The organism is Pantoea sp. S62 (genome assembly GCF_016658625.1).
In the GTDB taxonomy this organism is placed as follows: domain Bacteria; phylum Pseudomonadota; class Gammaproteobacteria; order Enterobacterales; family Enterobacteriaceae; genus Pantoea; species Pantoea vagans.
In genome coordinates, this window is the sequence record NZ_JACVVI010000026.1 from 1 (window position 1) to 20,727 (window position 20,727).

Sequence of the window (20,727 nt, forward strand, 5' to 3'; positions counted from 1 at the left end):
AGTGTGGGGTCTCCCCATGCGAGAGTAGGGAACTGCCAGGCATCAAATAAGAGAGAGCCCTTCGCATATGCGAAGGGCTTTTTTCGTTGTGGCAAGCCGATAATCTGCAATAAAACCTCCTCTTATCAGCCTTCTGTCCCTTACCTTTATCATCGCATCCAGTTAGTCAGCTCAATGCACCTGCTGGTCAGGCCATAAAAAACCCGGCACCAGGCCGGGTAGTAAGATGAACGGAGTCGGTAATCAGTGAATAACCTGCGATAAAAACGCCCGGGTACGCTCCGATTGAGGATTCGCAAAGAACTCCTGCGGTGGCGCAACTTCGACGATCTCACCTCGATCCATGAAGATCACCCGGTCAGCCACCGTTCGGGCAAAGCCCATTTCGTGGGTGACGCACAGCATGGTCATCCCATCCTCAGCCAGACCAATCATCGTATCCAGCACCTCTTTAACCATCTCAGGATCCAGCGCTGACGTTGGCTCATCAAACAGCATAATTTTAGGCTTCATACAGAGTGAGCGAGCGATGGCGACACGTTGTTGCTGTCCCCCGGAAAGCTGACCCGGAAACTTATGCGCATGCTCAGCAATACGCACGCGTTGCAGATAATGCATAGCCAGTTCATCCGCTTCCTTCTTTGGAATCTTTCTCACCCAGGAAGGTGCCAGCGTGCAATTTTGTAAAACAGTCAGATGCGGGAAGAGATTGAAGTGCTGGAATACCATCCCCACTTCTGTGCGTACGCGCTCAATGTTACGTACGTCGTCATTAAGGTGGATACCGTCAACAACAATACGCCCCTGCTGATGCTCTTCCAGATGGTTGATACAGCGGATCGTGGTCGATTTGCCGGAGCCGGAAGGGCCGCACAGCACGATGCGCTCTCGGGGTTTAACCTGCAGGTTGATGTCTTTCAGTACGTGAAACTGCCCGTACCATTTATTCACGTTCTCAAGCGAAATCATCAACGCGTCGGAAGAGTGTGTCATAGAGTCAGTCATGTAAAACCTCAGTGCGATGTACGCCCGGTGTGAAAGCGCTTTTCCAGATACTGGCTGTAGCGCGACATGCTAAAACAGAAAATCCAATAGACCAGTGCAGCAAAGACATAACCTTCAGTCGACATGCCCAGCCAGGTCGGATCGACCGTTGCCTGCTGGACGCTGCTGAACAGATCGAAAAGACCAATGATGATGACCAGGCTGGTATCTTTAAACAGTGCGATGATGGTGTTAACCAGGCCAGGGATGGTGAGCTTCAGTGCCTGGGGAAGAATGACCAGCATCTGCGTTTTCCAGTAGCCCAGCGCCAGCGATTCTGCAGCCTCATACTGACCTTTCGGCAATGCCTGCAGGCCACCGCGCACCACCTCCGCCACATAGGCGGACTGGAACAGGATTACACCGACCAGGGCACGCACCAGCTTATCAATGGTGGTGCCTTCAGACATAAACAGCGGCAGCATCACCGATGACATAAACAGTACGGTAATCAGGGGCACGCCACGCCAGAACTCAATAAAGATAATCGACAGCGTGCGGACCACCGGCATCCGTGAGCGACGGCCAAGCGCCAGCAGGATGCCCAGCGGCAATGCACCGGCAATACCGACCGACGCGATAATCAGCGTCAGCGTTAACCCGCCCCACTGACGTGTTTCCACACGTTCCAGTCCCAGATAGCCGCCATACAGCAGGAACCAGACAATCACCGGATAGATGACGGCCCAGGCCGCAATGTAGCGTCCACGATAGGGCAGGCTTTTGAGAAACATCGGCACAATCGACAGCAGACCAATCACCAGCGCCAGGTTAATACGCCAGCGCAGCTCATGTGGATAAAGCCCATACATGAACTGACCGAAACGCGCATGGATAAAGACCCAGCAGGCACCTTCTTTGGTGCAATCGGCGCGCGTAGTGCCAATCCAGTTTGCCTGAAAGACCAGCCAGTTCAGCGCAGGCGGAATGACGTGCCAGATAACCCAGATGCAAAACAGCGTCAGTAACGTGTTAAACCAGCTGGAAAACAGGTTTTTACGAGCCCAAAGCCAGGCGCGACTGACAGGCGTCGTCGGCACGGGGGGCGTTTCATGCGTAGTGACAGACATAGTTATCCCGTTCTCTTAACGCTCAACCAGCGCAATTTTGCGGTTGTAGAAGTTCATAAGCAGCGATATCAGCAGACTGATAATCAGGTAAACGCCCATTGTGATAGCAATCGTCTCGATGGCCTGACCGGTCTGATTCAGCACCGATCCCGCGAACAGCGACACCATATCGGGATATCCGATAGCAGCTGCCAGTGAGGAGTTCTTCACAATGTTCAGATACTGGCTGGTCAGCGGCGGGATAATGACGCGCATGGCCTGCGGAATAATCACCTGACGCAGCGTCACCGGATTTGGCAGACCCAGCGAGCGTGCAGCTTCGTGCTGACCATGCGGCACCGACTGAATCCCCGAGCGGATGACTTCAGCGATAAACGACGAGGTATAGATCGACAGTGCCAGGGTCAGCGCCGCCAGCTCCGGAATCATCACCGAGCCGCCACGGAAATTGAACCCGCGCAGTTGCGGCACATCCCAGTGCGTTGCTGCACCAAACCCAAGGTGCGCAAGTAAAGGAAAGAGGATCAGCATTGCAACAGCGGCGGGCCATGTACGACGTAACTCACCGGTTTTCAGCTGATGCTGACGGTTAAAGCGGTACAGGCCATAGCTGACAGCCACGGCCAGCAGCAGTGCGATAACAAACGGCCAGCTGCCTGGTGCATAGGTCGGCCACGGGACGTAGAGTCCGCGATTGCTTACATAGGCCAGATCAAACGCATTCAGCGCCTGACGCGGGCCTGGCAGATTGCGTAATACCGCGAAGTACCAGAAGAAGATTTGCAGCAGAGGCGGAATATTACGGAAGGTTTCGATATAGATATTCGAGAGCTTCCGCAGCAGCCAGTTATCAGAAAGGCGGGCAAGACCGACCGCGAATCCGAGAATCGACGCGAAAACAATACAGAGTGCAGAGACCAGCAGCGTGTTGGTTAATCCGACCAGAAACACGCGCGCGTAGGTATCTCCCTCCGTGTACTCAATCAGATGCTGAACGATGCCGAAACCGGCAGTGCGCTCAAGAAATCCAAACCCTGATGTAATGCCGCGATTGGCAAGGTTGATAATGGTGTTATGCACCAGATAACCCACCACACCAAGCACCGCGACGACGGCGATGAACTGATAAATCCAGGCGCGAACCGTGGGATTACCAAATGAAAAATCCCTTTTCACGGTTGGGCGTTGTGACATGTTGAAACCTCAGTAACGAAAGCTGGGGTAGGGCACCGCAGAATACGGTGCCCGATTGGTGAGGTCTGTTAACGTACCGGTGGTGCGTACTGAATCCCGCCCTGGTTCCACAACGCATTCTGACCGCGCGCGATCTTCAGTGCGCTGTCTTTACCGACGTTACGGTCAAAGCTTTCCTGATAGTTGCCGACCTGTTTGATGATGTTATAGGCCCACTTGTTATCCAGCTTCAGATCTTTACCAAAGTCACCCTCAGCACCCAGCAGATGCGCCATATCTGGCGTGGTCGGCTTAGCTGTCATCTGATCAACATTCTTCGAGTTGATGCCCATCTCTTCGGCATTCAGCATGGCGTAGAGCGACCATTTGACGATGGTGAACCAGTCATCATCACCACGACGCACCAGGGGTCCCAGCGGCTCTTTGGAGATCACTTCTGGCAGGACGATAAATTCATCGGGTTTGCCGAGCTTGATGCGCAGGGCATAAAGCTGAGACTGATCAGACGCCAGCGTATCGCAGCGACCGCTGTCCAGCGCCTTAGCTGACTCGTCAGAGCGGTCGAAAGTCACCGGCGTATATTGCATTTTGTTGGCTTTGAAGAAGTCTGCCACGTTCAGCTCGGTGTCTGTTCCCGCCTGAATACAGACGGTGGCACCATCCAGCTCTTTCGCACTTTTCAGACCGGCTTTCTGGTGAGTCAGGAAGCCGATGCCGTCGTAATAGTTCACGCCCGCAAACAGGAAGCCCATGCCGCCATCACGCGATGAGGTCCAGGTGGTGTTACGTGAAAGTACATCCACTTCACCTGACTGCAGCGCGGTAAAACGCTCTTTTGCGGTCAGCGGGGTATATTTCACTTTGGTCGCATCGCCGAATACCGCGGCGGCGGCAGCACGACACACATCCACATCGATACCGGTAAACTTGCCACCAGCATCTGCATAGGAGAAGCCCGGCAGGCCGTCACTGATACCACATTGAACAAAACCTTTTTTCTTTATCGCATCCAGTGTGGTGCCTGCTTGTGCCTGCTGAGTAATGGCAACCAGCGAGGCGGCAGCGATCAGCGTAGAGAGCATCATCTTTTTCATAAAGCATCCTGTGTGGCGGGATCATGTTGTTATGTTTGCGCACTTTGGTGTGCGTTTTTCCTGTCTGTGGCGGTCAGCCATCCACGACTCTGCAAAGCTGATGCCAGGTTTGCAGAATCCTGAATTCGTATGAAAGAACGGTTAATAATCAGAAGCACCTGGAAAGTTTCGCTAATATGGCGCACCAAAAGGAAGCAATGCGAGTCGACCCGATCACATTTAGTGCAAATAGTTTCACTATATGAGAGCAGTGTGAGCGCTCGCTCAGGCAGAAATGTATGAAGAGAAGACGTTGCTTTTTTATGCGCAGGACGTCACATGCCCAGTAGTGACGGGCATAGGCAGCAAAGCTGGAGGCAGGACATTACTTAAATCAAATCAGATCGGACGAAAGCGAGGGGATGAAATATCACGCCAGCGATTGCAACTATAGTTACCATACGACAGGCAACTGTTTCACTCTCCCTGCCGTTACTTTGTGCGATGACGCACAAATAAAAACGCCAGCCCGAAGGCTGGCGTGATTAACAGACAGAACTAAAAATCAGTTCATGCCGTATTTTTTCAATTTCTTACGCAGCGTACCGCGGTTGATACCCATCATCAGGGCAGCACGGGTCTGGTTGCCACGGGTGTACTGCATCACCATGTCCAACAGAGGCTGCTCGACTTCAGCCAAAACCAGCTCATACAGGTCGCTCACATCCTGACCATTCAGTTGAGCAAAATAGTTCTTCAGTGCCTGTTTAACCGAATCACGCAAAGGTTTTTGAGTTACCTGATCCTGTGAGTTAACGGTAGAAACGGTCAGTACGTCAGAATTTACGCGTTGTTCGAACATAGTTCTTTCAGCTCTTTATTTCGTTACGCAAGATTTTCGAAGTATGCCTCCAACGCCTCCAGCTGTTCGCTGGCATCCTCTATGGCGTTGAATGTGCGCCGAAACTGGTCATTCGGGGCGTGCTCCTGCAGGTACCAGGAGACGTGCTTTCGCGCTATACGGTATCCCTTGCCTGAACCGTAAAAGTCGTGCAGCTCACGTATATGCGAAACAAGCAAGCGCTTGACCTCTGCCATCGGCAGCGGGGCAAGCAACTCCCCAGTGTCCAGATAATGCTGGATTTCCCGGAAGATCCACGGTCTTCCCTGAGCAGCGCGTCCTATCATCAGAGCATCGGCCCCTGTATAGTCGAGCACCGCTCTGGCTTTATGCGGGTCAGTTATGTCTCCATTCGCGATAATCGGAATGGAGACACTCTGCTTAACTGTCCGAATGCTGTCATATTCAGCTTCTCCGTTGAACAGGCAGGCACGAGTGCGACCATGTATCGTCAGAGCCTGTATACCGCAGCGTTCAGCCAATTGGGCAATCGCGACACAGTTCCTGTTTTCAGGATCCCAGCCAGTACGAATTTTCAGCGTAACCGGCACATTCACTGCATTAACCACTGCGGAGAGAATAGACTCCACCACGGCGGGATATTGCAGCAAGGCTGAACCCGCCATTTTGCGGTTAACCTTCTTGGCAGGGCATCCCATATTAATGTCGATGACCTGTGCACCAGCCTCAACATTAATGCGTGCAGCTTGCGCCATTTCACTGGGATCGCAACCGGCAATTTGCACGGCGCGAATGCCTGGCTCATCACTGTGAACCATACGTAATCGAGATTTGTCGCTAGCCCAGACTTCCGGGTTAGAAGACAGCATCTCAGAAACTGCCATGCCTGCACCCATTTCGTGACACAGCGTCCTGAACGGCCTGTCGGTAATACCGGCCATCGGTGCTGCAATCAGTCGATTTCTCAGCTGGAGGTTTCCAATACGCATGAAGTCAGAATGGCCATACTGTGTCTGCAAGGCGGCGTATATTACGCATTTTTGCAGGAAGATGAAAGGCCAAACTTTGAACAATCAGCAAGAAAGATCAATGAAATCCGGATGATGATCGGTGTTATTCATTAATAGTCTTAAATAACAATGATTTAGCTATTTATGCTGAAATTGTGAGCAAAAGTTTTTCCAGAAAAGTACGTCAATTCGCCAGATAAAAAACGTCACATGCCGTGATTAACGATACAAGCATCCATTTCAAATCGGGAAAGCCCGCAACTTACGCTACGGGCTGGCTGAATATTCTGTAAAGCCGCTTTGTTATGGCGACGGCGATATCAGCGCAAACGGACAAGCGCTAAAATCAGGATTTAATCCCGGTAATCCGGCACCACTCCTCTTTGACCGCAACCGGGTCGAGTGTGAACTCGCTGGCATAGGCCTCACAGACGCTCTCCGCCTGGCTCTCTAACACGCCCGAAAGACCCAGGTGACCGCCAGACTTCGGCAGTACCCTGATCAACGGTGCCAGTTCACGCAGCGGGCCTGCCAGGATATTGGCTACCACCACATCAGCCTGCAGATTGTCAGGTTGCTGGTGGGGCAGATAGAGCGACAGGCGATCGGAGACACCGTTGCGTTTAGCATTATCCCGGCTGGCCTGAATAGCCTGCGGATCGATATCAATGCCGATCGCCTGAGCCGCGCCCAGCTTCAGGGCGGCGATCGCCAGGATCCCGGATCCACAGCCGAAATCGATCACCGTTTTGCCTTCCAGATCCAGCCCATCAAGCCACGTCAGACAGAGCGAGGTGGTGGGATGCGTACCGGTGCCAAAGGCCAGACCGGGATCGAGCATGACGTTGACGGCATCAGGATCCGGCACATCACGCCAGCTCGGACAGATCCAGAGACGCTCGCCGAAGCGCATCGGGTGGAAGTTTTCCATCCATTCGCGCTCCCAGTCTTTATCTTCGATCTGTTCGATCCGGTGACGAAAACCGTCACCCAGCAGCGGATGCTGCGCCAGTTCGGCAGTAATCAGGGCCATATCTGTTTCTGCATCGAACAGGCCGATAACGTCGGTGTCGCCCCACAGGCGCGTTTCGCCTGGCAGCGGCTCATACACTGGCGTGTCGTTGGTATCCTGAAAGGTGACTGAAACCGCACCGATCTCCATCAGCGCATCGCTCAGCGTTTCCGCATGTTCACCTGAGCTGTTAATTTTGATTTGAATCCACGGCATAACGTCTCTCTTTCCGTCAATGTTGCGGCGCGTCGGCCACGTGCGGCGCGCGTCCAAACAGGTTGCCCACCAGAAATGCCAGCAGGCTTAAAAGCAGGGAGGGCACGATAGGGTGAAAACCCAGAATCTGCAGGTTAAGGCTCGCCATAAAAGCGTAGCAGCCTCCACCTGTTATCATGCCGGTGATGGCGCCTGCGGCATTGGCACGTTCCCAGTAGAGGCCCAGAACCAGCGGCCAGAGGAAAACCGCCTCCAGGCCGCCAAATGCCAGCAGGTTGAGCCAGATAATCATATCGGGCGGATTCCATGCCGCAATCAGCAGCAGGATACCCAGTGCGAAGGTAATGGTGCCAGATAACAGCCGCAGCCGTGACTCATTTTCCAGCTGCTGCGGGGCGACACGCAGGTAGAGATCTTTAATCAGTGTGGCTGAAGCCTGTAACAGCTGGGCATTGATTGTCGACATAATTGCGGCCATCGGGGCTGCCAGAAACAGTCCGGCCGCTAACGGTGGCAGAACAGTGATCATCAGCGTCGGAATGACGCTATCCGGCACGGTCAGATTCGGCAGTACCGCGCGGCCCAGCGCACCGGCCAGATGCATGCCCAGCATCAACACCACCACGACAATAGTGCCCAGAATAATGGCCCGATGGACGGCCTTACTGTCTTTATAAGAGATACAGCGCACCGCCGTATGCGGCAGGCCAATCACCCCAAAGCAGACCAGCACAACGAACGAACTGAGGAAGGTTGGCGTAATAATCTCGCCCGGCCCCTGTGGCGACAGCAGAGCCGGATCGATGTCATGCAGTTTCTGCACCGCCGTGCTCAGGCCACCTGCCTGATGAATCACTGCGAACAGCAACAGAAAAGTACCAATCAGCATTACAATGCCCTGCATGGCGTCATTGAGTACGCTGGCACGGAATCCACCGAAAGCGGTATAGAGCGCGATGGTGCCACCAAAAATCAGCAGGCCGGTGTCATACGGGATGCCAGCGGCGGTTTCGAGCAGCCGTGCACCACCGATAAACTGCACCGTCATGGCACCGATAAAGGCAATCAGCAGACTCAGACTCGCCAGCCAGATCAGCAGCGGGCTCTGATAGCGGGCATAGAGCATATCATTCAGCGTTACCGCATTATGCTTGCGTGCCAGAATGGCAAACTTTTTCCCCAGCACACCCAGCGAAAGCCAGACGGCGGGAACCTGCACCATCGCCAGCAATACCCAGCCCAGCCCATATTTGTAGGCGGCACCGGGACCCCCGATAAATGAGCTGGCGCTGATATAGGTGGTAGTGAGCGTCATCGCCAGTACGAATCCGCCCATGGAACGGCTGCCAAGGAAATATTCAGTCAGGAAGCTGCCTTCACGCTTTTTACGGACGGCAAATACCGACAGCGCGGCAATCAGCACCAGATAAATCAGTAACGGCAGGATAATTTCACTGTTCACTTTGATCCTCCAGCGGCATGTCGCGGAAAATCACACGCACCATCATCCAGCACAGAAAAATGAACAACAGGGGAGCAAACAGGCAGGAGAGTTCAAACCAGCGCGGCAGGCCGGTAATACCGATTTCACTGCCACCCAGCCAGGCAGAGAGCCCCCAGGCGGCGAGCCAGAGCAGTGTGAGGTAAAGCGACCAGCGCGCCTCTTTATGTGCCTGTATAAAACGAGCATCCATGATTCAACCTTAACGCCAGCGGCAAAAGAAAAAGGCCGGATTAACCGGCCTCAGACTGACTCAGCGTTGCGATTATTTCTCGTGCAAGCCGAGTTTTTTCTCCAGATAGTGGATATTGGTTCCACCGTGCTGGAAGTTTTCGTCGGACATGATTTTCATCTGCAGTTCAACGTTGGTTTTGATACCGTCGATGATCAGTTCCGCCAGCGCATTTTTCATGCGAGCGATAGCCACGTCACGCGTTTCGCCATAGGTGATCAGCTTGCCGATCATGGAGTCGTAATAAGGCGGTACGGTGTAGCCTGAGTAAATATGCGACTCCCAGCGCACGCCAAAACCGCCTGGCGCGTGGAAGCGGGTGATTTTACCCGGGCTTGGCAGGAAGGTGACTGGATCTTCAGCGTTGATACGGCACTCGACCGCATGTCCGCGAATGATCACATCTTCCTGTTTAATTGACAGTGGCTGACCGGCAGCAATACGCAGCTGCTCTTTGATCAGGTCCACACCGGTGATCATCTCGGTTACCGGATGTTCTACCTGAATACGGGTGTTCATCTCAATGAAGTAGAACTCACCGTTTTCGTACAGGAACTCAAAGGTACCTGCGCCGCGATAGCCAATCTCAATACAGGCCTGGGAACAGCGGTTGCCGATAAAGCGACGCTGTTCTTCTGTGATGCCTGGGCCTGGCGCTTCTTCGACAACTTTCTGGTGACGACGCTGCATGGAGCAGTCACGTTCGCCCAGATAGATCGCGTTGCCCTGACCGTCAGCCAGTACCTGAATCTCGATGTGGCGCGGATTCTCCAGATACTTCTCCATGTAGACCATGTCGTTGTTGAAAGCCGCTTTGGCTTCCGCTTTCGTCATGTTGATGGATTCTTCCAGATCTTTGTCGCCGCGCACTACGCGCATACCACGACCGCCGCCGCCGCCAGACGCTTTGATGATGACCGGATAACCGATGCGCTTGGCAAAGGCACGGTTTTTTTCCATATCATCCGTCAGCGAACCGTCAGAACCGGGTACGGTCGGGACGCCTGCTTTCTTCATCGCATTGATTGCAGAAACTTTGTCACCCATCAGGCGAATGGTATCTGCTTTCGGGCCGATAAAGATAAAGCCGGAGCGCTCAACCTGCTCAGCAAAATCGGCATTCTCAGAGAGGAAGCCGTAGCCAGGGTGAATCGCCACCGCGCCGGTGATCTCTGCTGCAGAGATCAGCGCCGGGATGTTGAGGTAACTTTTGACTGACTGCGCCGGGCCGATGCAGACGGTTTCGTCTGCCAGCAGCACGTGCTTCAGGTCACGATCCGCGCTTGAGTGTACCGCAACAGTCTTGATGCCCAGTTCTTTACAGGCACGCAGAATGCGCAGTGCGATCTCACCACGGTTAGCAATAACAATTTTATCCAGCATGATCTGCCCCGTTACTCGATGATAACCAGTGGCTCGTCAAATTCGACCGGCTGACCGCTTTCAACCAGGATAGCTTTCACCACGCCTGATTTGTCAGCTTCGATCTGGTTCATCATTTTCATAGCTTCGACGATGCACAGGGTATCGCCGGCATTCACTTTCTGGCCAACTTCCACAAAGGCTTTCGCATCCGGGCTCGGCGTACGGTAGAAGGTACCTACCATTGGTGAACGCACGATGTGACCGCTGATTTCAGCCGGTGCCGCTTCGGCAACGGCTGCAACAGGGGCAACGGCTGTCGCCAGAGCAGGCTGTTGAACCGGCGCAGCGTAAGCCTGCTGCATCATCGGGTAACCCACGTTTGCAGGTGCACGACTGATGCGAACGGACTCTTCACCTTCAGAGATTTCCAGCTCAGAAATGCCAGACTCTTCAACCAGTTCGATCAGTTTTTTAATTTTACGAATATCCATGAGTGGGGTTCCGTACTCAGTTTGATTAATTAGTTTGAGACAGGCGTTTTACTGCCGTTTGTAAAGCCCATGTGTAGCCGTCAGCGCCAAGCCCACAGATCACGCCAGCAGAAACATCAGAAAGATAGGAGTGATGACGGAAGGGCTCGCGGGCATGCACATTTGAGAGATGAACCTCGATAAACGGTATTTCTACCGCCAGCAGGGCATCACGCAGTGCGACACTGGTATGGGTAAACGCTGCAGGATTAATGATGATATAATCCACATTGCCTTTGGCCTCATGAATGCGATCAATCAGCTGAAATTCAGCATTGGTTTGCAGGTGGCTCAATTCCACATTCAACTGGTCTGCCTGACGCGTCAAATCATCAACGATCTGACTCAGCGTGGAATGACCATACTTCTCAGGTTCACGTGTTCCCAACAGATTCAGGTTGGGCCCGTTTAAAAGCAGAATATGTAATTTATGCGCCATCGTGCTGCCATCTCCCGCAATCATTGAGGCATCGCGTAAAATACCTTGCGAATCTTCATTTGTCACCTTTCAGGCTGAAAAAGAAGACCCGACGAGCAATAAAGCCGGGTATTATATCCGTTTCGTGTCATTTCGCAGCAAAATACTGGTCTTATCTGCGAAGATGATCGGATGTGGCCTGCGGGCCACATCTTTTATCAGAAAACAGCAGAGGAAAACAACGGGTGAAGTGCTAGCGGGGCCACCATTTGAGAAATTTTTTGTAACGCCAGGCTAACAGCAATGCAGCAAGGAGGGCATAGATAAGTGGCTGCGGGGACACGGTTTTTACCGACCAGATATAGTGAATCGGTACCAGAATCGCCACAAGATAGACCGCGTTGTGCAGGGTTTGCCAGCGTTTACCAAGCCTGCGCTGAGCGCGCTGAAACGACGTTACCGCCAGAGCCAGTAATATCAGCCAGCTGATAATTCCCAGTGTCAGATAGGGCCGGGAGATGAGTTCGCTGCCCAGCAGACGCAGATTATCCACGCCCAATTCCAGCAGGTAGTAGCTCAGCAGGTGGAGAGAGGCCCAGACAAACGTCCAGACGCCGAGCAGGCGCCGGGTGCGGATTAATAACGGCTGCCTGCCGTAGCGTGCCAGTGGTGAAACCAGCAGCGTACCCAGCAGCAGCTTCAGCGCCATGCGGCCGGTAAAATGCTGAATATCTTTTGCCGGGTCCGCACTCAGACCACCCTGCATCGCGGCAAGCACCAGATAGACCAGCGGCAACAGGGCTGCCAGGTGCAGAATCACCTTGAGCCACATGATCTGTTTTATCGACAGGCGCACCACCTAATAATTCTCCCGTAAATCCATGCCGCGGTAGAGCGACGCCACCTGTTCGGCATAGCCGTTAAACAGTAGCGTTGGCTGACGTTCGACCTTCAGACTGCCGCCTGGGCCAATAAACCGCTCTGTCGCCTGTGACCAACGTGGATGATTAACGTGGGGATTCACATTGGCATAAAAACCATACTCGTCGGCGGCAATCTGGTTCCAGGTGGTTGGCGGCTGTTTGTCGGTCAGCGTGATTTTGACGATCGACTTAATGCCTTTAAAGCCATATTTCCACGGCACCGTCAGACGAATCGGCGCGCCATTCTGCGGCGGCAGCGCTTTGCCATAGACACCGGTGGTCAGTATGGTTAGCGGATGCATTGCTTCATCCAGACGCAAACCTTCGACATAGGGATAATTGAGGCCACCGCCAATAAAGCGATCCTTCTGGCCCGGCATCTGCTCGGGATCGTAGAGCGTCTGAAAGGCAACAAAGCGCGCTTTGCTGGTGGGTTCCGCCAGCGAGAGAAGTTTATTCAGCTCGAAGCCTACCCAGGGCACCACCATCGACCAGGCCTCCACGCAGCGCATGCGATAAATTCGCTGCTCCATAGCAAAGCGTTTGAAGATGTCATCCATATCCAGGGTTACGGGCTTCGACACTTCGCCATCAATGGTCAGTTTCCAGGGCTCTGTTTTCAATGTTCCGGCATTGGCAGCCGGATCGGCCTTATCCAGCCCGAACTCGTAGAAATTGTTGTAGCCAGAAACTTTATCCGCAGGCGTCAGCGTCAGATCGGCCTGATATTGCGCCGGTTTGGTGAAGTCGAGCGGCCGGCCTGCTGGGGCAGGTGGGCGATCGTTGCCTTTGAACCAGCTGAGGATATCGGCATTTGCCACGCCCGGCATACCCATCGCCGCAGCGCTCAGTCCCAGTGTTTTCAGCACCTGGCGGCGCTTCATATTAAATATGCTTTCCGGCGTTACGTCGGCTTCGGTCAGACAGGGTATGCGTTTCATGGGGCTTCTCCAGACAGGATGTCATCAACCAGCATGATGACTATCGCTGATATCAGCCAGTTTCGCCCTGAAAATGTGAAATTTCCTGGCTGGCCTGCGCGATGAGAATGCGCTGAAAAGTGTCGGGATCAACATCAGCAATCCTGTCCCGACGATATACTTCGGCTTCATGCGACTCGGCGCTGTCGGCAGCGGCAAATTATGCTATTTTGCTCGCGTTTTCGTCAGGCTGACGGTACAAAGTGGGGTGATCCGGTTATCACCGCAGCAATACAGGCACAGGGATGCGATTAACCACAAAATTATCTGCGTTTATTACCTTTTTAAGCCTGCTGGCGATGTCATTAATGCTGGCAGGCTGCGCATTCAGTGTTTTCTGGTTCAGTCATCAGCGGGTTGAACATCGGGCGCAGGTGCTGGCGACCGAGGTCGATCAGGCGATGTTCTCCGAGACGCCAGAACAGCTTCATAACTGGCTTACGCGCATGATGCCCATAATGAATGCCGAGCAGATTTCCCTTCATAACGGCAGGCAGACTTTCCTCACACTCTCCCGACACGAAAACCAGATGCTGGAAGACGAACCCAATCGTTTTATCCAGGTCGATGTGCCTTTGATGCATCAGACCGGTTTGCAGCTGCGGGTTGTCACCCTTGATCCTGCCAAAACCTGGCTGCGCTCATTCACCGGTACCTCTACGCTGGGCATTCTGTTTACGGCCATGCTGGTGATGAGTCTGCTGTTGCTGATGATGCATCGCTGGCTCAGCCGTCAGTGGCGTGGCATGGAGCATCTTGAAGTACGGGCAGAGGCGATTATCAACGGCGAACGCGGGGTCGTGCCGAAACGGGATGTGGATGAGTGGCCACCCAGAGCGAGTCGCGCGATGGATGTACTGCTGGCGGATCTTCAGGAAGCGGGCGAACAGCGTCTGCGTATCGACACGCTGATCCGCACCTTTGCCGCGCAGGATGGACGCACTGGCCTTAACAACCGGCTGTTCTTTGATAATCAGCTCGCGACCCTGCTGGAAGATCAGGAAGCTGTCGGTACCCACGGTGTAGTGATGATGGTGCGCCTGCCCGATCTGGACGCGCTGAAAGATTCACTGGAGCCGGCGCTGGTTGAGGAGTACCTGTTCAATTTCGTCAACATGCTCTCTACCTTTGTGCTGCGCTATCCCGGCGCCTTGCTGGCACGCTATTTTCGCAGTGATTTTGCTGTATTACTGCCGCATCGCAGTCTTAAAGAGGCAAACAGTATTGCCGATCAGCTGATCAATGCTGTTGATTCTCTGCCGCCGATGCGCCTGGTCAATCGCGATGATCTGATCCACATCGGTATCACCGCCTGGCACAGCGGGCAGACCGTCCTGCAGGTGATAGAAAATGCCGAAATGGCCACGCGACGTGCGGCACTGCTGGGGGGTAATAACTGGACTAATGGCGAAGGAAATCCTCAGGACGCCGGGCGGGGTAGCGTGCGCTGGCGAACCCTACTGGAGAACACGCTTAGTCGCGGCGGTCCGCGGCTGTACCATAAACCCACCGTGAATACCGAAGGCAAGGTACAGCATCGGGTCATGCTGACCCGCATCTTCGATGGCGATAAAGAGGTGCTGGCCGCAGAATATATGCCGCTGGTGCAGCAGCTCGGTATGGCTGATGGCTGGGATCGTCAGCTGGTCACGCGCATCGCGGCACTCTCTGAACTCTGGCCGGAAGAGACGCTGGTGATGCCGGTGACGATAACCTCTCTCCTGCAACGTTCATTTGTCCTCTGGCTGCAGAATATGCTGCTGCAGTGCCCCAAATCACAAAGAAAACGATTTTTATTTGAACTTGCCGAGGCAGATGTCTGTCAACACATCGACCATTTAACGCCAGTATTCCGTGCACTTAAGGCTTTTGGCTGTCGGGTAGCGGTAAATCAGGCGGGTTTAACCGTCGTCAGCAGCGCCTATATACGACACCTGCCGCTGGAACTGATCAAGCTTGATGCGGGTCTGGTGCGCAACATTGAACGGCGGACCGCCAATCAGCTGTTTGTACAGAGTCTGCTGGAGGTCTGTAAGTCCACGGGTATTCAGGTGTTTGCTACCGGTGTCCGCACTAAAGCGGAGTGGCAGACATTAGTGGCGCTAGGTGTGGCAGGCGGGCAGGGCGACTTTTTTGCCCCTTCGCTTCCGGTTAACAGTAACGTGAAGAAGTATTCCCAACGTTACCGTATTTAATGATTTGCTGTCGTAATGACAGAAATTGACGGTTTTTTTTAATGTTAAGCCGCATCTGAACCCATAACCATCGTGCCGGAAATGTTAAATTTTATGTCGGGCATGGCAAGCGGAAATCACGGCAAATGCAGCACTGATGGCGTCTGGTCGCCATTCTGCTGCTACGGATCGCGGGTTCAGATGACTTAAACGCAATCAGGCGTCTTTTTTCACCGAAGCAGAACGTTTTTGCGCCTTGTGGCAGCTTCGTGTGGTTGGTAAAGTAAGCGGATTTTATTTTCCGCCCCCAGCTTGCAGGATTATCCCTTAGTATGTTTAAAAAATTTCGTGGCATGTTTTCCAACGACTTGTCCATTGACCTGGGTACCGCGAATACCCTGATTTACGTAAAAGGACAGGGCATCGTGCTGAACGAGCCTTCCGTGGTTGCTATTCGTCAGGACCGTGCCGGTTCACCGAAAAGCGTCGCGGCCGTAGGTCATGACGCCAAACAGATGCTCGGCCGTACGCCAGGCAATATTGCCGCTATCCGTCCGATGAAAGATGGCGTTATCGCTGACTTTTTCGTGACCGAAAAGATGCTGCAACACTTCATCAAGCAGGTTCACAGCAACAGCTTTATGCGTCCCAGCCCACGTGTGCTGGTCTGCGTACCCGTCGGGGCTACGCAGGTAGAACGTCGTGCGATTCGTGAATCCGCTCAGGGCGCCGGCGCGCGTGAAGTCTTTCTGATTGAAGAGCCGATGGCTGCAGCAATCGGGGCAGGTCTGCCCGTTTCTGAAGCGACCGGTTCAATGGTCGTTGATATCGGTGGTGGTACTACCGAAGTAGCGGTGATCTCCCTGAACGGTGTGGTCTACTCCTCATCCGTACGTATTGGCGGCGATCGTTTCGATGAAGCTATTATTAATTATGTGCGTCGTAACTACGGTTCACTGATCGGTGAAGCGACCGCAGAACGTATTAAGCATGAGATCGGTTCAGCCTATCCGGGTGATGAAGTCCGTGAAATTGAAGTGCGTGGCCGTAACCTGGCAGAAGGTGTACCGCGCGGCTTCACGCTGAACTCCAACGAAATTCTGGAAGCGCTGCAGGAGCCGTTAACCGGCATCGTCAGCGCGGTGATGGTTGCTCTTGAGCAGTGTCCGCCTGAGCTGGCCTCCGATATCTCAGAGCGCGGTATGGTGCTGACCGGTGGTGGTGCATTACTGCGCAACCTGGATCGCCTGCTGATGGAAGAGACGGGTATTCCGGTTGTTGTTGCTGAAGATCCGCTGACCTGTGTGGCGCGCGGTGGCGGCAAGGCGTTGGAAATGATCGACATGCATGGCGGCGATTTGTTCAGCGAAGAATAATTGCCTCAACCGGCTGAGAACGCAATGATCATGCGAGGGAGTGGCATGTGAACCGGCGAAATCTGTGCCGGTACAGTGCGTTCAGCCCAGGGAAGCACGGTGTTTTGCCGTCGCTTCCTCTCCTGTTGTCGAGGATCACGCAGATTATATGAAGCCGATTTTTAGCAGGGGACCTTCCCTGCAGTTGCGTCTTTTCCTGGCGGTCATTGTGGCAATTGCCATTATCATTGCCGACAGCCGTGTGAGCTCTTTCACCCAAATACGCAACTATCTGGATACGTCGGTCAGTCCGTTTTACTTCCTGGCTAATGGGCCACGTCAGCTGCTGGATGGCGTGTCGGAGTCGCTGGCGTCGCGTCAGCAGCTGGAGCAGGAAAATAAAGCGTTACGTCGTGAGCTCTTCCTGAAAAACAGTAACCTGCTAATGCTGGGGCAATATAAGCAGGAAAACGCACGCCTGCGTGAACTGCTGGGTTCACCGCTGCGTCAGGATGAGCAAAAGATGGTGACGCAGGTGATCTCCACCGGCACCGATCCTTACACCGACCAGGTGGTGATCGACAAAGGCAGCGTTAACGGTGTCTATGAGGGTCAGCCGGTCATCAGTGATAAAGGCGTGGTCGGTCAGGTTATCGCCGTCGGACAGCTCACCAGCCGTGTTCTACTGATCTGCGATGCGTCACATGCGCTGCCTATTCAGGTGCTGCGTAATGACATTCGTGTGATTGCCGCGGGTAACGGCTGTACTGAAGATCTCCAGCTTGAGCATCTGCCGGGTAATACGGACATTCGGGTCGGCGATGTGCTGGTGACGTCAGGTATCGGTGGTCGTTTCCCTGAGGGTTATCCAGTGGGCGTGGTCTCCTCTGTGAAAGTGGATACTCAGCGCGCTTACACGGTGATTCAGGCGCATCCGACCGCGGGTCTGCAGCGTCTGCGTTATCTGCTGCTGCTGTGGGGCGCAGATCGTAATGGCGATATGCCGCTGCCGCAGGATGAGGTTCATCGCGTTGCGAATGAGCGTCTGATGCAGATGATGCCGCAGGTCTTACCGCCTGCGGGTGAAATGGGTCCGCCTGCACCCACCGTACAGATGGGGCCGCCTGCTCCATCAACAGGCAGCAGTGGCAGTAGCGGACAGAGCAACTCCTCGCGTTCACGCGGGGGGCAGCCTTGAGTCGATATCGCAGCCAGGGACGTTGGGTCATCTGGCTCTCTTTCCTGGTCGCGTTAGTCCTGCAGATCATGCCATGGCCGGATGAAATTTATATGTTCCGGCCTTCATGGCTGCTGCTCATCCTTATCTACTGGGTTCTCGCACTGCCGCATCGGGTCAACGTCGGCAGCGGATTTATGCTGGGTGCTATCATGGATCTGATTGCCGGATCCACGCTGGGCGTACGTGCGCTGGCACTCAGTATCATCGCCTACCTGATAGCCTTTAAGTTCCAGTTATTCCGCAACTTAGCGTTGTGGCAGCAAGCGTTAATGGTTATGGTGCTGTCACTGGCGATGGATGTAATTGTCTTCTGGGCTGAATTCCTGGTAATCAACGTTTCATTCCGACCTGAAATTTTCTGGAGCAGTGTCGTCGACGGTATTCTCTGGCCCTGGCTATTCTTACTTATGAGAAAAATTCGTCGTCAGTTCGCTGTTCAATAAGGAAATTTATGGTAACCCTCTATCTTGCTTCCGGTTCACCGCGTCGTCGTGAGCTGTTAACTCAACTTGGCCTGACATTTGAGCGCATCGTGACTGACGTTGAAGAACAGCGTCAGCCGAATGAAGCGGCTGAGAGCTATGTCCGCCGTCTGGCTAATGACAAAGCGCAGGCGGGCGTAAAACTGGCCGCGCAGGATCTGCCGGTGCTGGGCGCAGATACGATTGTCGTGCTGAATGGTGACGTGCTGGAAAAACCGCGCGATGCCGCCGATGCCCACGCGATGCTGCGTAAACTCTCCGGTCATACGCATCAGGTCATGACGGCAGTGGCGCTGGCCGACAGCCAGCAGGCGCTGGATTGCATCGTGACGACTGATGTGACATTCCGCACCTTAACTGAGAGCGACATCGACGACTATATCGCGACCGGTGAGCCAATGGATAAAGCGGGTGCATACGGTATTCAGGGCAGGGGAGGAAACTTTGTCCGCAAAATTAATGGAAGTTATCATGCAGTGGTCGGATTACCGTTAGTTGAGACAGCGGAGCTGCTCAGCCATTTCCAGTCACTGCGTGCCGTAAGGGGTCAACATGACGGCTGAATTACTGGTTAACGTCACGCCTTCTGAAACACGCGTTGCCTACATTGATGGCGGCATCCTTCAGGAAATCCATATTGAGCGTGAAGCGCGGCGCGGCATTGTTGGCAATATTTACAAAGGACGGGTAAGCCGTGTTCTGCCCGGCATGCAGGCCGCCTTTGTCGATATCGGCCTGGAAAAAGCCGCCTTTCTGCACGCTTCTGACATCATGCCGCATACGGAATGTGTGGCGGGCGACGAAAAGAAAAATTTCATCGTGCGCGATATCGCCGAGCTGGTGCGTCAGGGACAGGATCTGGTGGTTCAGGTGGTCAAGGATCCGCTGGGCACCAAAGGTGCCCGACTGACCACCGACATTACCCTGCCTTCGCGTTACCTGGTCTTTATGCCTGGCGCATCGCACGTCGGTGTCTCTCAGCGCATCGAGAGTGAGAAAGAGCGCGATCGGCTTAAAGCGGTGGTGGCGGATTACTGCGACGATCTGGGCGGTTTTATCATCCGCACCGCCGCAGAAGGGATCGGCGAAGAGGAGCTGGCGCAGGACGCGGCTTTTCTCAAACGTCTCTGGACCAAAGTCAGCGAGCGTAAAAAGCGCAACCAGACCCGCTGTCTGCTCTATGGCGAGCTGGCCCTGGCGCAGCGTATCCTGCGTGATTTCGCGGGCGCAGCGCTGGATCGCATTCGGGTCGACTCGCGTCTGACCTGCGACATGCTGGTGGAATTTACCGGCGAATATATTCCGGAGATGGCCGGTAAACTGGAGCTCTACAACGGTAAACAGCCTATTTTTGACCTGTTTGACGTTGAAAATGAGATTCAGCGCTCGCTGGATCGCAAAGTTGAACTAAAGTCAGGCGGATATCTGATCATCGATCAGACCGAAGCGATGACGACTATCGATATTAATACCGGTGCATTTGTTGGGCATCGCAATCTCGATGAGACGATATTCAACACCAATGTTGAAGCCACTCAGGCGATTGCGCGTCAGCTGCGACTGCGTAATCTGGGCGGTATCATCATTATCGACTTCATCGACATGAGCAATGAAGACCATCGACGCCGGGTACTGCATTCACTGGAAAGCGCGCTCAGTAAAGATCGGGTTAAAACCGGGATCAATGGTTTCTCGGCGCTGGGTCTGGTGGAGATGACGCGTAAGCGTACCCGTGAAAGCATTGAGCATGTCCTGTGCCAGGATTGCCCGGTCTGCAAAGGGCGCGGCACGCTGAAAACGGTTGAAACGGTCTGCTATGAAATCATGCGTGAGATTGTGCGGGTTCATCACGCTTATGATTCTGACCGTTTCCTGGTCTATGTTTCACCAACGGTCGGTGAGGCGCTAAAAACCGACGAGTCTCATGCGCTGGCTGAAGTGGAAATCTTTGTGGGTAAGCAGGTGAAAGTTCATGTTGAAGCGCTCTACACTCAGGAGCAGTTCGACGTGGTAATGATGTAACGTCAGCCCGTAATCGGGCTGAAT

The 20,727-nt window shown here is 53.9% G+C and carries 20 protein-coding genes; 6 read left to right on the forward strand and 14 right to left on the reverse strand.

All coding sequences use genetic code 11. From position 1 onward, the window contains the following. Positions 1–243: 243 nt before the first annotated feature. The 14 genes from IBT54_RS23550 to msrP form a co-directional block, all read right to left on the reverse strand. Positions 244–1,005: an amino acid ABC transporter ATP-binding protein gene (locus tag IBT54_RS23550; protein ID WP_013359221.1), complete on the reverse strand. Its 762-nt coding sequence runs from the start codon at positions 1,003–1,005 to the stop codon at positions 244–246. Positions 1,006–1,013: 8 nt separating this feature from the next. Then, entirely contained in the window at positions 1,014–2,114 is a 1,101-nt protein-coding gene (locus IBT54_RS23555; protein WP_013359220.1) for an amino acid ABC transporter permease, read from the reverse strand. Between the two features lie 15 nt (positions 2,115–2,129). Then, a complete protein-coding gene (locus tag IBT54_RS23560; RefSeq protein WP_033784127.1) occupies positions 2,130–3,308 on the reverse strand; it encodes an amino acid ABC transporter permease in 1,179 nt (392 codons plus the stop codon). 68 nt (positions 3,309–3,376) lie between these two features. Further along, complete coding sequence (locus IBT54_RS23565) at positions 3,377–4,402, reverse strand: amino acid ABC transporter substrate-binding protein (protein WP_095706608.1); 1,026 nt, start codon at positions 4,400–4,402, stop codon at positions 3,377–3,379. Between the two features lie 544 nt (positions 4,403–4,946). Beyond that, positions 4,947–5,243, reverse strand: a complete 297-nt coding sequence (gene fis, locus IBT54_RS23570; protein ID WP_003855228.1) for a DNA-binding transcriptional regulator Fis — start codon at positions 5,241–5,243, stop codon at positions 4,947–4,949. Between the two features lie 23 nt (positions 5,244–5,266). Next, complete coding sequence (dusB, locus tag IBT54_RS23575; RefSeq protein ID WP_013359217.1) at positions 5,267–6,232, reverse strand: tRNA dihydrouridine synthase DusB; 966 nt, start codon at positions 6,230–6,232, stop codon at positions 5,267–5,269. A 367-nt stretch (positions 6,233–6,599) separates the two neighbouring features. Then, positions 6,600–7,481 (reverse strand): 50S ribosomal protein L11 methyltransferase, encoded by an 882-nt coding sequence (prmA, locus tag IBT54_RS23580; protein ID WP_013359216.1) that lies wholly within the window; start codon positions 7,479–7,481, stop codon positions 6,600–6,602. A gap of 16 nt (positions 7,482–7,497) precedes the next feature. Further along, positions 7,498–8,943 carry a sodium/pantothenate symporter gene (panF, locus tag IBT54_RS23585; protein WP_201253207.1) on the reverse strand — a complete coding sequence of 482 codons (1,446 nt, stop codon included), beginning with the start codon at positions 8,941–8,943 and terminating at the stop codon, positions 7,498–7,500. Continuing rightward, a complete protein-coding gene (locus IBT54_RS23590; RefSeq protein ID WP_013359214.1) occupies positions 8,933–9,175 on the reverse strand; it encodes a YhdT family protein in 243 nt (80 codons plus the stop codon). Before IBT54_RS23590 ends, panF begins: the two co-directional genes overlap by 11 nt. 72 nt (positions 9,176–9,247) lie before the next feature. Next, positions 9,248–10,597 carry an acetyl-CoA carboxylase biotin carboxylase subunit gene (gene accC / locus IBT54_RS23595; protein ID WP_013359213.1) on the reverse strand — a complete coding sequence of 450 codons (1,350 nt, stop codon included), beginning with the start codon at positions 10,595–10,597 and terminating at the stop codon, positions 9,248–9,250. Positions 10,598–10,608: 11 nt separating this feature from the next. Then, on the reverse strand, positions 10,609–11,070 hold the full coding sequence (gene accB, locus IBT54_RS23600) for an acetyl-CoA carboxylase biotin carboxyl carrier protein (RefSeq protein ID WP_013359212.1): 462 nt from the start codon (positions 11,068–11,070) through the stop codon (positions 10,609–10,611). Positions 11,071–11,095: 25 nt separating this feature from the next. Continuing rightward, positions 11,096–11,548 carry a type II 3-dehydroquinate dehydratase gene (gene aroQ / locus IBT54_RS23605; protein WP_013359211.1) on the reverse strand — a complete coding sequence of 151 codons (453 nt, stop codon included), beginning with the start codon at positions 11,546–11,548 and terminating at the stop codon, positions 11,096–11,098. Positions 11,549–11,780: 232 nt separating this feature from the next. Further along, positions 11,781–12,383, reverse strand: coding sequence for a protein-methionine-sulfoxide reductase heme-binding subunit MsrQ (gene msrQ / locus IBT54_RS23610; protein WP_033784679.1), 603 nt, complete (start codon positions 12,381–12,383; stop codon positions 11,781–11,783). A 3-nt stretch (positions 12,384–12,386) separates the two neighbouring features. Further along, positions 12,387–13,391, reverse strand: coding sequence for a protein-methionine-sulfoxide reductase catalytic subunit MsrP (gene msrP / locus IBT54_RS23615; protein WP_013359209.1), 1,005 nt, complete (start codon positions 13,389–13,391; stop codon positions 12,387–12,389). 284 nt (positions 13,392–13,675) lie between these two features. Between msrP and csrD the strand changes: the two genes are divergently transcribed. The 6 genes from csrD (at position 13,676) to rng (ending at position 20,703) form a co-directional block, all read left to right on the forward strand. Continuing rightward, the gene (csrD, locus tag IBT54_RS23620; RefSeq protein WP_095706609.1) at positions 13,676–15,625 is read left to right on the forward strand and encodes an RNase E specificity factor CsrD; all 1,950 of its coding nucleotides are present in this window, start codon (positions 13,676–13,678) and stop codon (positions 15,623–15,625) included. Between the two features lie 311 nt (positions 15,626–15,936). After that, a complete protein-coding gene (gene mreB / locus IBT54_RS23625; RefSeq protein WP_003855260.1) occupies positions 15,937–16,980 on the forward strand; it encodes a rod shape-determining protein MreB in 1,044 nt (347 codons plus the stop codon). Between the two features lie 148 nt (positions 16,981–17,128). Beyond that, a complete protein-coding gene (mreC, locus tag IBT54_RS23630; protein WP_201253208.1) occupies positions 17,129–18,157 on the forward strand; it encodes a rod shape-determining protein MreC in 1,029 nt (342 codons plus the stop codon). Further along, positions 18,154–18,642: a rod shape-determining protein MreD gene (gene mreD, locus IBT54_RS23635; protein WP_013359205.1), complete on the forward strand. Its 489-nt coding sequence runs from the start codon at positions 18,154–18,156 to the stop codon at positions 18,640–18,642. Before mreC ends, mreD begins: the two co-directional genes overlap by 4 nt. Positions 18,643–18,650: 8 nt before the next feature. Further along, positions 18,651–19,244, forward strand: a complete 594-nt coding sequence (locus IBT54_RS23640) for a nucleoside triphosphate pyrophosphatase (protein WP_013359204.1) — start codon at positions 18,651–18,653, stop codon at positions 19,242–19,244. Next, complete coding sequence (rng, locus tag IBT54_RS23645) at positions 19,234–20,703, forward strand: ribonuclease G (protein ID WP_003855268.1); 1,470 nt, start codon at positions 19,234–19,236, stop codon at positions 20,701–20,703. The genes IBT54_RS23640 and rng overlap by 11 nt, the downstream gene beginning before the upstream one ends. The last annotated feature ends 24 nt before the right edge of the window (positions 20,704–20,727 follow it).